The organism is Aeromonas sp. DNP9 (genome assembly GCF_001728955.1).
Lineage (GTDB): Bacteria > Pseudomonadota > Gammaproteobacteria > Enterobacterales > Aeromonadaceae > Aeromonas > Aeromonas veronii.
The window spans coordinates 18,580-34,056 of the sequence record NZ_LYSQ01000025.1 but is presented as its reverse complement, the minus strand read 5'-3'; the positions used below and the strand labels follow the sequence as shown (position 1 = coordinate 34,056).

Sequence of the window (15,477 nt, the reverse complement as noted above, 5' to 3'; positions counted from 1 at the left end):
AAGCGCCAGTCACCCGAAGAGCCGCTGGCGCTTATCCCCAGCTTTCAATAACCGGTTCACGATCCGTCGTGAGAGGTCGTCAGCAAGGTAAAGAGCAGCGCAGGAACCGGAGTGTATGTGAATACATGAGGATTCCGAGCAGCACATGAGACTTGATCACGGCCTCGCAACAGGAGCGTGAACCGGTTTTTAAACGACCGTCATCTGGCCGGCATAGAGCACGAAGTAGCGCAGCAGCAGGATCCCCATCAGGGTCAGACTGCAGACCAGCACCAGATGGCCGTTTCGCTCCCGCAGGGGCGCCGGGGTCAGCAGGGCCAGCAACTGGGGCAGCAGCATACCGATCCCCACCACGCCGACCCAGAACACCTGAGCCCAGAAGCCGCTGCCGATGGCCGCCCACATCGCCACCTCTTTCTGGCCACCACCGAAATAGAGGCCAGTAAAGAAGCAGACCAGCAGCAGCACCTCCACCGCCAGCACCGGCCGCTCGAAGCGATGCACGAAGCTCACCCCCTTGCTGTGATGGTTCTCCTTGAAGAGCGTCACCGCCAGCAAGATGGTGGAGGCGATGCCGGAGCTGATGCCCGAGACCAGAAACAGCACCGGCAGCACCGGGTTGTTCAAGAGCGGATAGGTCTTGAGTGCCGAGAGCAGAAAGCCGGTGTAGGCCCCCAGCAGCACGGCAAGCAGCAGCAAGAGCGGCGCCAGCAGCCGTTCGATGCGGGCGAGCAAGCCAATCAACCCATCCACAAAAGCGAACTTCTCTTTCAGCAACCGGCTGCGCATTGTCTCGATCTCGGTGCGAAACACCACCGCCAGCCAGGCGAACAGCACCGCCATATAGAGCTGAAACAGCATGACCCCCATCGACATCACGGAGTCGAACTGGTAGTGGAACATCAGCTTCCAGAAGGTCCAGGGGCGGGCCAGATGGAAGATGAGGATGAGTAACCCCAATATCACGCTCGCTGGCGCCAGAATGGCGGTCGCTTTGATGATGCCGTTCTCGCTGCCGGCGCCCTTGCGGCGCAGCAGCACCGAGAGGGTGGTGGCCCCGGCGGAGATGCCGAGCAGAAAGAGATAGATAGCGATGGGCCAGTCCCACACGAGGGAAGGGAAGTGAAATGCGTCATGCAACATGAGCCATTCCTCCTTCTGTGACTGCGGTAGATGGCGATCGGACAAATCCCCAGACAAGGGAAGGGAAGTGAAATGCCGCTTGCATCGTCATGACGTTATCTCCCCTTTGGGCACGCGGTACATCTTGGGCGAGGTGCCGAGCGCCTGCTTGTAGCGATAGGTGGTCTCCTTCACCAGCCGTTGGGCAATGGGGCTGTCCGGATCATCCAGATTACCGAACACCAGCGCCTTGGTGGGGCAGGATTCCACGCACGCTGGCTCCTTGCCCGCCGCCAGGTTGGTCTTGCGGCAAAAGTCGCACTTGTCGGCAACCTTGGTCACAGGGTTGATAAAGCGCACCTGATAGGGGCAGGCGGCGAGGCAATACATGCAGCCGACGCAGAGATCCGGCTCCACATCGACGATGCCATCCTCCTTGCGGATATGGGAGGCGCCGGTCGGGCAGACGTGCACACAGGGGGCGTTGTCGCAGTGCTGGCAGGACTTGCGAAAGAAGCGGTACTCGGCATCGGGAAATTCACCGACCGGGCCTGAGCGGATGATCTCGAGGCGCGAGACCCCTTCCGGCACTTTGTTCACTTCCCGGCAGGCATCCATACAGGCGGTGCAGCCGATACAGGCCGTCTCATCGTGGATCATGCCATAGCGGATCCCGTCGATGGTCTGGCTGTGGGCGAGGGTGGTGGCAAGGGAGCGGGTGTTGGCACGAGCAGTCCCCGTCATCATGATAAGGGCCCCTGCGCCCATGCCCGCCATAAAGTCACGGCGAGAGCAGCTCATGATGCCTCCTTGCCGCTAGTCGGTTTGGACTGCTCTTGCCGGGCCTTGCTGGCCTCATGCTGCTTGCTGTGGCAGTCGACGCAGAGCTTGATGCGGGATTTTTCCGGGATCCCCACCATGGGCTCCTTGACCGGATGCAGCTGGTGGCAGCTGGTGCAGGTGAGCTTGGTAGCGTGCACATCGTGGGCCCAGAGCGCCTCGCGAAGCTCTTTGGGCTCGTGGCAGCTCATGCAGACCCCGTTCTGCTCGCTGATGGGATAAAGCTTGATGCTCTCTTTATCCTTCAGGCTGTGGCTGAAGCGCATCACATCCTTGACCCCTTCCCTGTGCTGGGGGGAGGGCTGGCCGTGGCAGTTGGTGCAGGTCACCGGTTTGAGGTTGTTGGGATTGGTCGCCTGACCATGCTTGCCGTGCATTCCCTCGCTCTGCTCCTTGTGACAGTCGGTGCAGGCTTTGTCGGGATTGCGTAAAAATTCCACCTCATGTGTAGCTGGAACAGGGGCTGCTGCCGGCTCGGCCGCCTGACCCTGCAGGCTGGTGAGCAGCATGGCTGCCATCAGCATCAGTCGTAAGAAATCCATCGTTAAATCACCCATAGGAAGCCTCCATCCGCTGCGGGTCCGACTTGGCGCCGGACCCGCAGGCGCCGTTACTGTGCCAGTCGTCCGGCCGCTTTGGCCTCGGCATCCCAGGCGGGGACCGTGGTCTTGAGGAACTGGGCCTTGTCGCTGTTGAACTGCTTCATATCCATGCCAAGGGCCGCTTGCGCTTTCTCCTTGGTGGAGATGTCGGGGATGGCGATTTCGTGGCTGATCCCCTTGCTGGCCAACAGACGCGCCAGCTTGGTACGGGCGTCAGCGGCTTTATCCAGCGCGCCACCAAGTACCTTGAGGGCCACTTCAGGGGCGTGCATCTGCACCCCGTGGGAGGCGATGGCGTAGTCCCAGCGCCACTGGGCGTGACGGATGTCCTGCAGGATATCTTTCATCTGCGCCTCGGTGGCGCCGGCATCCCAAGCCGCCTTGGCTTCAAAGTGGGCGTGTACCAGCTGCTTTTCGACCTTCAGCTTGGTTTCGATCACCGCCTCTTTGCGCTGCTTGACGATCCCTTGCAGCATCTCCTTGCTCTGGGTGTGGCAGTTGCGGCAGGTCTGGTCGAAGCGATCGAATGGGTTCCCCACCTTATGATCGGTGTAGACCTTGCCTTGCTCGTTCTGCACCTTGGGCATGTGGCAATCGACACAGGCGACGTTGTTCTGGCCGTGAATGCCGGCGCGCCAGGTTTCGTACTCGGGGTGCTGGGCTTTCAGCATGGGGGTTTTGGAGAGGGCATGAGTCCAGTCGGCGAAGCCCAGCTCGTCATAGTAGGCCTCCATCTGCTCAACCGTGGTGCCCTTGTCCCAGGGGAATTTGACCGCCTTGGTGGGGCCGCTGAAGTAGTACTCCACGTGGCACTGGCCGCACACCTGGGACTGCTGATCAAAGCGCCCCTGCTCCTTGAACGGCTTGCCGATGGCGCTCATGGCCCGATCGGCATAGGGACGGGAGAGGTGCAGGGCCGGTTTGCCCTCCTTGAACTCCTTCGAGGCAGTGTCGTGGCAGTCGGCGCAGCCGATGGTGTTGACTACTTCCGGCCCACCTTTTGCCCACATCCCCTTGAAGTAGCCATCCTCACCCTTCTCGTCGATAACGCGGGCCACGTCCGGGCCTTTGCAGCTCCAGCAGGCCATTGGCAGGGGGCCATCTTCGGCGGTCTTGGGGGCGCCGGTGCGCAGGGTCTCGCGCACGTCGGTCAGCGCATAGAAGTGGCCGCGCGGCTTGTTGTAATCCTTGGCAAAGGGGTAACCGCCCCACAGCACCACCATGTTGGGATCTTCCGCCAGCGCATCGGTGCGCTCGCGGCTCTCGCTGGTGGCTTGCCAGCTGGTGAACTGATCTGCGTGATCCTTGGCGAACAGCTCGCTGCGCGCCTCGATCTTGCCCTTGGTGATTGCTTCATCAGCCTGTGCCCAGCCGCTGGCGCCAAGCCAGCTGGTCAGCAGCAGGGCGGCGAGCCCCAGTTTGGTATGCCTGTGTTGTGAACCCACGTTTATCACTCCCAGATAAATGTTCCGATCTGCCCGATTCCATCTTGTTGCGTGGATTTCATCCCCTTTTGGCAGGGTGGGCAGAGGTCTGATTGACGGTGAATAAAACCGCGCAATACCTGATTGCTCGAGACGTACCCTAACAAATAGGTAAATTTAATGATGATTTATCGTCGGGAGAGTTGTGCCAGATCAATTGGGGCGCAGGATTGATCGTTGAAATGAGATCTGGATTAAATTTTATGGAAACTCAACTTCTTGTTAACTGCCGAGCATTCGATGGCAGGAGTTTGAACGGTGCAGTTGCGTACTGGCACTTTTTGCTGCTGATCCTGATTGCTGCCGTATTGTTCACATATTCTGGCAATGTCTTATGCTAATAATTGACTGAATATGCAAATTTGCGGTGTCGTGGTGTGAGCTTTTGACCTTCGGATTATGATCCATTTATTGAAGCTGCAGTGGATTTATCGTCAAACGACAGAAATGGTCACGTGAAGTCTGATAGACCTATTAATAAAGGTGATGAAATTGGGTTCATCCAAATCTCATTTTATTAAAAGGGGCCTGTCAGATGCACAATCTTGTAAGTTACGGCCATTTTATGGCAATCATTGTCGAAAATAGCGAAAAGACCCACTTAGTCTGGTGCGGTATGATTATTGAACAGACAAGTACACTGTAGGTACTGATGTTGGTGGTTAAGGTTTTGCTGGAGGTTGTATGGCAGAGTTGCAAATTGAAAAGTCCACGGTGATCACCCAACTCGAGGGCTCCGTGTTTGTCATCAGTGCAGATGGATCTGTCATGCGAGCAAAGGTGGGGATGGCGCTGCAGCCGGGGGATCGCCTGCAATCCGTTCAAGGGAGCAATTTTCAGCTAGCCGAGCCGGGCAGTGATCCTGCTGGCGAGCAAGAAACGGCCGCCAAACCTGAGCCCGTCACGCCTGCTGCTGATGGACAACCTGCCGATCCGGAACTGGCCTCGTTGCAGGAGGCGATCCGTCAGGGTATCGATCCGACCGAGTTGTTCCAGGAGACCGCCGCCGGTATCGCAGCGCCTGCTGCAGGCAATATCGGTGGTGTGGCTGGTTCCAGCTCGGGTGGGTTTGTGGTGGTCGATCGTACCAATGATGCCACCCTGGCCGAGGCCGGTTTTGATACCGATTATGCTGTGCAACCGGTGGGCGATGAGCTGCTGTTTTCTGAAGAGCGCGATTTCTTTGCCGCCATCACCATCACCGAGCCCCAAACCAGCGACAACATCATCAACGCCGATGAAGCGGCTGGCGTCATCATTCGTGGTGTGGTGGATGATGTGGAGGTTGGCCAGCCAGTCACTGTGACCCTTATCGATCAGGCGGGAAATTCACTGACGGTGACGACCGTGGTACTGCCCGGCCTGGTGTGGGAAGCCAATTTTGGCGATGTGACCGGCAAGCTGGTGGATGGCCCGTTGCAGATTGTGGCCAATACCCAGGATCAGGCGGGCAACAATGCCAGCGACACCGGACAGACTCTGCTCGATACCATCACCACCATCACCCTCGATCTCGCCGATGAGAGCGACACCGGCGCCAGCCAGATCGATGATCTGACCCGCGACAATACCCCGCTGCTGCAAGGGAAGGGGGAGCCCGGCGCCATCGTAACCCTGAGCCTTGGCGGCAGCGTGCTCAGCGTCCTGACGGTGGATGCCGCCGGTAACTGGCAATATCAGCTGCCGCAGACCCTGGCCGATGGCCAGTACCAGTTTCAGGTCAATTCCGTGGATATTGCCGGCAACCGCGCCAGCGATACCCTCGTTATCAATGTCGATACTCAGGCCTTCATCGATATCGATGATCTCGATACCGCAGCCCTGTTTGGCAACAGCAGTGCCACCCTGAGCGGCTCCACCAGCAATGTGGAAGCGGGTCAGAGCGTCACCATCACTCTGGTCGACAGTAATGGCCAGCCGCTGTTGACCACCTCGGCACTGGTGGGAGCCGATGGCCGGTGGCAGGTGAGCGGCCTGGATCTCTCCGGTATCAATCAATCCTTTGAAGTGCGGGCCAGCGTCACCGATTTGGCGGGTAATTCGGCCTTGGACGGTGCGCCTCTGATCGGCCAGAGCGAGACGCTCACGCTATCTGAAACCGGGCTGGCCAATGGCCCTGTCACGGCGACCGGTAGCCTCAATACCGGTGCTGGCGTCGATGGCAATCTGCAGGTCACCTTCGCCGCTGACCAGAGTGCATTGGAAGGGCTGGGGCTCGTCAGCCAAGGTGTGCCGCTTGGCTACTCCATTAATGGCCAGACCCTGACTGCTAGTGCCGGTGGGTCGACTGTCTTCACCCTGACCCTCAACAATGACGGCAGCTACCGCATCGTCTGGAGTCAGAGCCTGGATCACGGTCAGGACGCGTTGCGCCTGCCGTTTAACCTCGAATATCGCGATACCGACGGTGATCTGGTGAAGGCGCCGCTGGTGATCAATCTGGTGGACAGCAATCCGCCCAGCTTCGAGATCCCGGCCATTCCTCTGACTGAAGATGCCTTTACCAACGGCGCCGCCGTGGTGGGCGAGAACAGCTTTGTGGTCAAACACACCGCCGATCCTCTGCTGGTGGATTCGTTGGTGTTCAGTAATCAGAGCAACACCCTGACTACCCTCAACGGCTCGGGTCTTGCCAGCGATGGTCATCCGCTGACCTTTGAATTTGCCGATGATCGCACCCTGGTGGGTTACTACCTGGATGGCAGTGGCCAACGGGTGGAGGTGCTGCGTGCAGAATTGAATGCAGAGCAGCAGGGCAGCGATCTGGCTGGGCGGGTGGTGGTCACCCTCACCGGACCGCTCGATCATCAGGGTAGCGACAGCCTCTCGCTTGGGTTGCAGGTGAGCGCCAACGAGATCGATGGCGACAGCACCAGCGCTGACCTGACGCTGATCATCAACGACGGCAGTGATCCTGCATTGGATATCCACAAGGGGGTCGAGCTGCAAGAAGGTGGCAACCAGAGCATCGATGGTCAGCTGCCGGTGACGGTGGGGAGCGATCGTCTGGTCTCCCTCAACTTTGAGGCGAGCCAACCGGCGCTGGCGGGGCTTACCAGCCAGGGCAAGGCGACGAGTTACGAGGTTCAAGACAACCAGCTGATCGTCAAGGATTGGCAGGGCAAGACGATCCTCACCGTTACCATCGGACTGGATGGCAAATACAACGTCTCGCTGAACGGGGTGTTTGACGAGCCGGAAGCGACCAACAGCCTCAACCTTGGCCTGAAGGTACAGGGCTCAGATTTTGACGGCGACAAGAGCAATCTCGGCACCCTCAATATCACCATTACTGATGGTGCCTTGCCGCAGGTTAATCCTGTCTCCCTCACGCTCACCGAAGATAGCAACTGGCAGCAGGGCCAGACCCTTGACGGTGATCTGACTATCACAGCGGGCAGCGATCCGCTGGCCAGCATCACTTTCGATGCCAAACAGCCGGGGCTGCAAGGGTTCACCTCTGGCAAGCAGGCCGTGACTATCACGGTGGCTGACCATCTTATCGAGGGGCGTACCCCAGATGGAAAGCTGGTGTTTGAGCTGACCCTCGGCAACGATGGCAAATACAGCTTTACCCTCCATCAACCGCTGGATCAGGGCAGTGCCGACAGCCTGCTCAAGGCGGGCTTTACCCTGCTCGACAGCGATGGTGACAAGGTCTCCTCCACTATTACCGTGGCGGTGGGTGATGGTGCCAATCCGACCATCTCTGCCGTGACCGGTACCACCATCACCGAGATGGCGCAAGGGGAGACGGCTGCCGTCAGCACCATGAGTTTCTCGGTCGCGCACGGCAGCGATGCCCTTGACCCCAACTCTCTTGGTTTTGATATCGCCGCTATCCAGAGCACCCTGACCGGACTGACCAGCCACGGTAACCAGGTCACTTTCGCCGTTGATCCCGCAACCGGCCAGCTGGTCGGAACCGCCGGTGGCCAGGTGGTGCTGCGCGCCGAGCTGAGCCTGGTCGATAACAACGGCAACTGGAGCGTCACCGCCAAGGTCACCCTGAGCGGCGAGCTGGATCACAAGGGGAGTGAATCCCTCAACCTGCCGTTGGCGGTCACCCTGGCCGATAAGGATGGCGATCGCATCGGTACCACGCTGCCGCTCACCATCGCGGATGGCAAGGCCCCGAGCTTTATTCCGGGCACCGGTGTAACCCTGGATGAGGGGGACCTCACCGGCAGCAACAGCCTGAGTCAAACCGGTCACTTCGATGTGCAAGCCGGGTCGGATCGGGTGGTCGAGGTGGCCTTTGCCGATGCCAGCGAACAACCTGCGCTGACCGCATTGGGTAAACCGGTGCAGTACGAGCTGCTTGATGGGGATCCCGCCATCCCGGGTAGTCAGCTGCTCAAGGGCTATGTGGTGGTCGATGGCCAGCGCGTCGAGGTGTTTGAGGTGCGGCTGGTTGGCACGCTGGATCAGGCGGGCAAGAACGGTTTTGACTATCAGGTGACCCTCTATCAGGGGACCCATCAGGGCGCCAACGCCGTGACCGAGCTCCCCATCAAGGTGATCGTCAACGATTACGACAAGGCGGGCGGCAACAACGACAGCACCAGCGGCACCCTCAATATCCAGATTGGGGAAGGGGAGAAACCGACCCTCACCCTGACCGATGTAACCCTCAATGAAGGGCGCTTCGATGGCGCCAACTCGGCCGTGGATGACCAGCAGGCTAGCGGCAAAATAATCATCAAAGCTGACTCGGATCCGGTGACCGATGTGCGACTGACCCTCTCCGGTCAGGTCATGGATGCCAGCGGCAAGCCCATCACCCATAACGGCGAAACCCTGACCTGGAAAGCGGTTGGCACCGATGGTCACACCTTCCAGGCGGTGACCAGTGGCGGTCTGGTTGTGATGACGGTCTCCATCCCGACCGTCCCCGTCAGCATCGCCGCTCACACCAGCGCAGAGATAGGTTATCAGGTGACGGTGCATACCAACCTGGATCACGGGGCGGATGACAGACTCAACCTGACCTTGCCAATCAAGGTAACCGACAGCGATGGCAGCGTGATCACTGGCAGTACCACAGCCGTAATCACCGATGCTGACAATCCCGTGATCACCGCTATCGAGGGAGTCACCGTTAAGGAGTCGGATCTCAACGGGGGCAATGGCCAGCATGGAGGCACCAGCCCGTCAGGCACGGGAGAGGTTGCCATCGGTCAGGTGACGATCGCCGCCGGGAGTGACCGGGTGGCTTCTCTGCAACTGGATGTGGCTCGCTTCAACGCCCTCAACACCCTCACGTCGGGGGGCAAGGTTGTCACCATTGGCGCCGATAGCCAGCCGGGTGTGTATCTTGGCAAGGACAGCGCAGGCAAGCTCATCTTCAAGCTGACGTTGGATGTCTCCGGTCGCTACACCTTCGAGCTTATCGGCAATCTTGATCACAGTGCTCAGGGCAAGGATCTGCTGGATATCCAGCTGCCGTTACAGGCGCAGGACAGTGACGGAGACCTCAGTGCCGAAGTGATTGGTCATGTGAGCGTGCAGGATGATGTGCCTGTGGCCGTGGATGCGAGCCAGATCCTGGATGAAGGTGTGAAAGTGACCGGCGATCTGCTGGCCACTGCCAGAGAGGGGGCGGACGATGCGGTAGTGAAATCGGTCACCATCAATGGCACCGAGCACCCCATCGCGGCTAGTGGTAATACCACCATCTCGGTAACAGATGGCACAGGACAAGTCATCGGCACCCTGGTGATCAATGCCGAGGGTAACTACAGCTTCACTGCCAGGTCGGGCATTGATCACAGCAACACCACGCTGGTGCAGCAGATTGAGTTCCACCTGGTGGACGGTGACGGGGATACCGATGATGGGGTTCTGACTCTGACCATCCGGGACGAGGCTGGCATGCTCAGCGTGAGCGCAGTCACCGGTCAGGAGGATGCCGGAGCAACCGATCCTGGCCAGGGGATCCCCATCACCATGAATCTGGATGTGGGGGATTTCGATCGGGGCGAGCATGTGGAGCAGCTGCTTATCCAGGCACCTGCCAATGCCCAGGGAACCTTCTATTTCAACGGTGTCGCGCTGACCACCATCACCCTGGGTGGCAAGACTTGGTATGAGGTGCCGCCTGCGGCCATGGTGGCGGTGGCCAACACCAACGACAAGTTCCAGCTCACCGGTGTCACCTTCGTGCCTAACCACGATTACTCGAGCTACAACAACGGAGGCAATCCGCTGCGCTTCCCGGTGCAGTTGCAGGTGGGCGTCACCGAGGGGAGCAAGCCCCCGGTGCTCACCGGCAATCTGGACATCACGGTGCAAGGTATTGCCGACAAACCCCTGTGGGATGCGGGTAGCACGCACCAGCACTACACCACCAACGAGGACAGCAGCGGCATTGCCCTCAATGTGCAGGCGAGCCTCACCGATACGGATGGCTCCGAGACCCTGACCTACCAGATCAATTGGGAGTCGGGTCAGGGGACTCTGACTCTTAACGGCAAGGTGCTGACCCCGGGGGCAAACGGCCTCTATACAGTGGCTGGTGGCGACATCAACAAGGTGACCGTGGTCCCGGCCAAGGATTTTAGCGGTGACATCAAGCTGTCGGTGACCCCGATCAGCACGGAGCAGAACCCGATCGCTCCGGGCCAGGGTACGGCGCAGGGAGACAAGATTGAGCTTGTGATCAACGTCAATCCGGTGGCAGATGACGCCAAGCTGACCATTCGTGGCATTCAGGGCAAAGAAGACACCCAGCTCGATCTGGGCAGCAAGATCTCCCTCGCTCATCTGGGTGACAAACTCGATGGCTCCGAGCAGATGTTTGTCCGTATCAGTGGCTTGCCTGCTGGCGCGATCTTGTGGCTGGGGGACGTTGCCGTGGCGCAGAACGCCGCAGGTTACTATGAGGTTCCTTTTGATCGGATTGGCGAACTCAAGCTGCAACCGCCGAAAAACAGCAACGTCGATTTCGATCTGACCATCAAGGGGGTGGTGAAGGACACGGCCACCTTGACCGATGCCAGTGGCCAGACCCATACCGTGGTCAACGAGAAAGAGACCGCCAGTCAGACACTCCATGTGGATCTGGTGGGGGTGGTTGATAGACCGGACTTTATCCTCAATGGTACCGACTGGACCCATGAAGGTATTGGCAAAGGCTACAGCATCACGGTGGCAGAAGATGGCCAGGCGCCGCTCAACTTCAAGCTGGTGTCCGGTGAACTGGCGGAGACCCCGCTAGATACCTCGGAAAGCCTTAACCTGGTGCTGAGTGGCCTGCCGGAAGGGGCCAGGGTATTTGATGCCAGCGGCAAGGAGTTGACGCTCACCTTTGCCGGACTCGACGCCCATGGCAAGCCGACCTATCAGGTCGATGTGTCGGATCTTGGCAACCTGGTGATCCAGCCGCCCCATAACAGCACAGAAGATTTGGACCTGATCGCCAAGGTGGTGGTGACCGAGAACGATGGTGATCACAAGAGCTTCGAGGTACCGCTGCATATCAAGGTGGAGCCGGAGATCGATGCGACCGACTACAGCAAGACCAGCCACGGCTTGGAAGATCAGTTCACCGTGCTGGATTGGCATCCGACCCTCACTGACGACGCCGAGAAGGTGACGCACCTCAGTCTTTCCGGTATCGAGCCCGGTTACGAGATCTGGATCCGGGTGGGCGGGGTCGAGACCCAGCTGACCGTGAATAGCGGTACGGTGGACTTGAGTGACACAGATCTGCAGAGCCTGTTAAACGGCGGCCAGCTGTTGGTCAAAGCACCGGAAGATAGTGACAGGGATACCACCATCCAGAGCCATGTCACCGTGACTCAGCGGGATGTGGACTCCAGTGTAGTGGCTAACAAGGTGATTGATGGTCAGCTGCATGTCGATATCCAGGCGGTGGTGGAGTCCGATGGCAAGCTGGTGCAGACCGGCGGCCCGCTTGAGAGCCACCATGGGCAGGATATTCCCTTGAATGGCGTCTTCGTGTTCGATGACAGGGATCCGACCAGCGATGAAGTCATCGACTATCTGGTCATTAGCGATCTGCCACCCGGCTTCGTGGTGGTGGGGGGGATCAACGATGGCATGGGCAACTGGACTGTGCCGAGTAGTGCGCTAGGCAATTATTCTTTACACGCTCCCGATGGTTATCCTGGTGGTACCGTCACATTCAAGGTCAGTGCCAAAGTGATCGATCTGGGTGACAACAGCGAGGGTGATGTCAGCGCGCCAGTGTATCGGGAGCTGACCGTCCACGCCGAGTTCAGTGGCTCGACCAACTCTGGGCAAATTGCGGCCGACGTCGATTTCGACAACGTCAGCCCTATCACCGGGGTGGAAGATCATCGCGTCAACTTCGGCACCCAGCTCAAGAGCATGGTAACCCTAGGGACTGCAGACATTGCTGACGACGAGCTCAGCATCGTGATTACCGGCCTGCCAGCAGGGGTGAATGTACAAGGGCTGACCTATGACTTCGTCAATGGCGAGTATCTGATCAAGCTGCCTGGCGGCCTCGGTGATCTCGACAAGTTGACCCTGACCCTGCCGACGGATTATGCCGGTGACAGCCTGCGTTTCAATGTGCGGTTGGTCAACACTGATACGGTGAGCGGCGATACCAAGCTGGTCGAGAAGCAAGTCACTCTCTCCATTACTCCGGAAGTGGATATCAACGGTGGCCAGGATGGTCAGCCCGAGCTGACGCTGCAGGTCAAGGATGTGAATGGGGATGGTCAGCCGGACAATCTGGAAGACACCCACATTCACCTCGACTTGTCGGTCAAACTGGCTGATATCAGCCCGAGTGTGGCTGACGGTGGTCTCGAGACGGTGAAGGCGGTGACCATCACCGTCGATCCCAAATTCGGCTATTTCCTGGTCGGCAACCAGCAACTGACCACCCTGGTGGTCAACGATGTGGCGGCGCTTAAAGATCTGGTGTTTGTGCCCAAAGAGCACTTTAGCGGCAAGGTGCCGCTCGATATCCAGGTCGATATTCTCGATACCGCTACCACCGGCACGGCGCAAGCCAGCTGGAACGGGCATGCAGAATTTGAGATCAAGCCGGTCAACGATCCGGCCCAGCTTTCGGTGCACAGCGTCACGGGGAGCGAAGATGGCACGGCCAATTTTGCCGGATTTGGCGCAACCCTAATCGATAACGATGGCTCGGAGCAGATCGTCGCATTGCAGATCAAGGGGGTACCGGATGGCTTCACCCTGTCGGCTCCGGCGGTCAACAATGGCGGCGGCGTCTGGCAGATCCCGGTGGGGACCAATTTCTCCAAGCTGACCCTGATCCCGCCAGCTGATTTCAGCGGCACCGTGGAGCTGTCGCTGAGCGCCTTTACTCTCGACAAGGGGCTCACCATTCCGCTCGAAACCAGTGGCAGCTTTACCGTCACCGTCAATCCGGTGGGGGATGCCCTTATCGCCGACATTCAGGGTCAGGCGAGCGGTACCGAAGGGGATGTGATCACTCTGGATCTGGGGCTGGAGACCCGGGATACCCAGCCAACCGGCGGCAGTGCGGGTAATGTGCATGAGAACAAGCCCGAGCAGGTGCGGGTCACCATAGAAGGGGTGCCTGATGGCGCCGAGATCCGCTTGCCAAATGGCGTGGCGGGGACGGTTGTTGATCTGGGTGGCGGTCGCTGGCAGGTCACTACCGAGGGCGGCAAGCTGGGTACGGTCGAGCTGGTGACCAATGATGCCAACGGTGCACTGGATCTCAAGATCACCGCCCAGAGCCTCGACAACGACACCCTTGGCCCCGAGGTCAATGGCACCATCCATGTGGATGTAAGCCCGGTCAACGATGCGCCAATCAACATATTGCCAACGACCCCTCAGGTCGCGCAGGAAGATCAGCCTTTTGTCATCCACGGTTTGCAGGTGAAAGATGTGGATGCAGGCAACAGCCCCATCAAGATCACCCTGTCGGTGGAGCATGGCACCCTGACGCTGCCTGCTGGCAGCGGTGTGACGGTGGTCGGCAACGGCACCGGTTCGCTGGTGCTGACCGGCACGCTGGCCGATCTCAATGCCTTGCTCTCTGGTGGGGTGACCTATCAGGGCAACAGTGATTTCTACGGCAATGACGCCCTGACCATGGTCACCAACGATCAGGGGAACACGGGTATTGGCGGGGCACTCAGCGATACCGATGTGCTGCCCATCGAGGTGCAGCCGGTCAATGATGCCCCGGTCAATCAGCTGCCTGGCAGCATGACGGTCAAAGAGGATGGTTCTCTGTCGCTATCCGGTGTCAGCGTGAAGGATGTGGATGCAGGCAGTGCGCCTGTCTCCATGGTGCTGCGGGTCGAACATGGTGTACTGACCTTGCTGGGTGCAACCGGTGCAGTGATGGTGCAGGGGGCGGGTACCAGCGAGATCACTCTGGTGGGGTCGCTGGCCGATCTCAACCAGTTGCTGGCAAGCAACCTGCACTATGAACCGGCCAAAGATTTCTGGGGAGAGGATACCCTGACCGTCACTACCTCCGATCAGGGCAACACTGGTGCGGGTGGCCCGCTGAGCGACACCGATCAGGTGACCATCACTGTCACTCCCGAGCCGGATATGCCGAGTCTGACGGTGGATCAGCATGCGTTCCATGCCTTGCAGGGGGCCGTTATTCCCCTTGGCATCAACGCCAGCGTGGTCAATCCGGCCACCGGTGAGCTCTCCATCCGCATCAGCGGCCTGAATGGGGCGCAGGTGCAGGATGAGCATGGTCAGAGCGTCGGTCATGCCGATGGCAATGGCGACTGGCTGATCCCGGCCGATCACTTGGTTCCGCTCTACTTCAGCGGTTTTGGCGACGGTGACCATGTGCTGGGGATCAGTGCCGAGTCGAGTGTCGGCGGCTCAACCGTCAGCACGCCCCTTGAGACCATTACGGTGCACGGCCAGAGTGGTCATGAGCTGGTCGGTTCCGATCAGGGGGATTGGCTGTTTGGCGCCTCCGGCGATGACCGTCTGCTGGGGGGCCATGGCAACGACATTCTCACCGGCGGGGCTGGCAGCGATCTCTTCGTTTGGCAAAACGGGGATGAGGGGAGTCAGGGGCTGCCCGCCATCGATACCATCACCGACTTCCATCCGGAGCAAGGGGACAAGATCGATCTGGCTGACATGCTGCAAGGGGTCACTGGCAATGGTGTCGATGATCTGCTCAAGCATCTCTCAGCCTCGGTGACCACGGGGAGCAATGGCCTGAGCGATGTGAATCTCTCGGTTTCGCCAGCCGGGGATGGTCATGTGACCCAGCAGATCACCCTGAAGGATGTGGACCTGACCAGCTGGAATCTCACCAGCACCTCGTCCCACGATATCCTGCAGAGCATGCTGGAAGATCAACATAGCCTGATCATCCAGCACCCCTGATAGCGTGTGTGAAGCGTAAAAAAGAAGAGCCGGCAATTGCCGGCTCTTTGTTTATCTCT

The 15,477-nt window shown here is 59.2% G+C and carries 5 protein-coding genes; 1 reads left to right on the top strand and 4 read right to left on the bottom strand.

Annotated elements, in window-relative coordinates; genetic code table 11:
• Window positions 1-189: 189 nt before the first annotated feature.
• The 4 genes from nrfD to nrfA form a co-directional block, all read right to left on the bottom strand.
• Window positions 190-1,143: a cytochrome c nitrite reductase subunit NrfD gene (gene nrfD, locus A9G06_RS16990; protein ID WP_069555961.1), complete on the bottom strand. Its 954-nt coding sequence runs from the start codon at window positions 1,141-1,143 to the stop codon at window positions 190-192.
• Between the two features lie 87 nt (window positions 1,144-1,230).
• Window positions 1,231-1,923 carry a cytochrome c nitrite reductase Fe-S protein gene (nrfC, locus tag A9G06_RS16985; protein ID WP_069555960.1) on the bottom strand — a complete coding sequence of 231 codons (693 nt, stop codon included), beginning with the start codon at window positions 1,921-1,923 and terminating at the stop codon, window positions 1,231-1,233.
• Window positions 1,920-2,519 (bottom strand): cytochrome c nitrite reductase pentaheme subunit, encoded by a 600-nt coding sequence (gene nrfB, locus A9G06_RS16980; protein WP_069555959.1) that lies wholly within the window; start codon window positions 2,517-2,519, stop codon window positions 1,920-1,922. The genes nrfC and nrfB overlap by 4 nt, the downstream gene beginning before the upstream one ends.
• Before the next feature lie 53 nt (window positions 2,520-2,572).
• Window positions 2,573-4,015, bottom strand: coding sequence for an ammonia-forming nitrite reductase cytochrome c552 subunit (gene nrfA, locus A9G06_RS16975; RefSeq protein WP_069555992.1), 1,443 nt, complete (start codon window positions 4,013-4,015; stop codon window positions 2,573-2,575).
• A 717-nt stretch (window positions 4,016-4,732) separates the two neighbouring features.
• Between nrfA and A9G06_RS16970 the strand changes: the two genes are divergently transcribed.
• Window positions 4,733-15,418, top strand: coding sequence for a retention module-containing protein (locus tag A9G06_RS16970; RefSeq protein WP_069555958.1), 10,686 nt, complete (start codon window positions 4,733-4,735; stop codon window positions 15,416-15,418).
• Window positions 15,419-15,477: the final 59 nt, after the last annotated feature.

Coding starts and splice junctions, on each gene's coding strand:
- nrfD (WP_069555961.1), bottom strand. CDS start 1,143: ATGTTGCATGACGCATTTCACTTCCCTTCCCTCGTGTGGGACTGGCCC.
- nrfC (WP_069555960.1), bottom strand. CDS start 1,923: ATGAGCTGCTCTCGCCGTGACTTTATGGCGGGCATGGGCGCAGGGGCC.
- nrfB (WP_069555959.1), bottom strand. CDS start 2,519: ATGGGTGATTTAACGATGGATTTCTTACGACTGATGCTGATGGCAGCC.
- A9G06_RS16970 (WP_069555958.1), top strand. CDS start 4,733: ATGGCAGAGTTGCAAATTGAAAAGTCCACGGTGATCACCCAACTCGAG.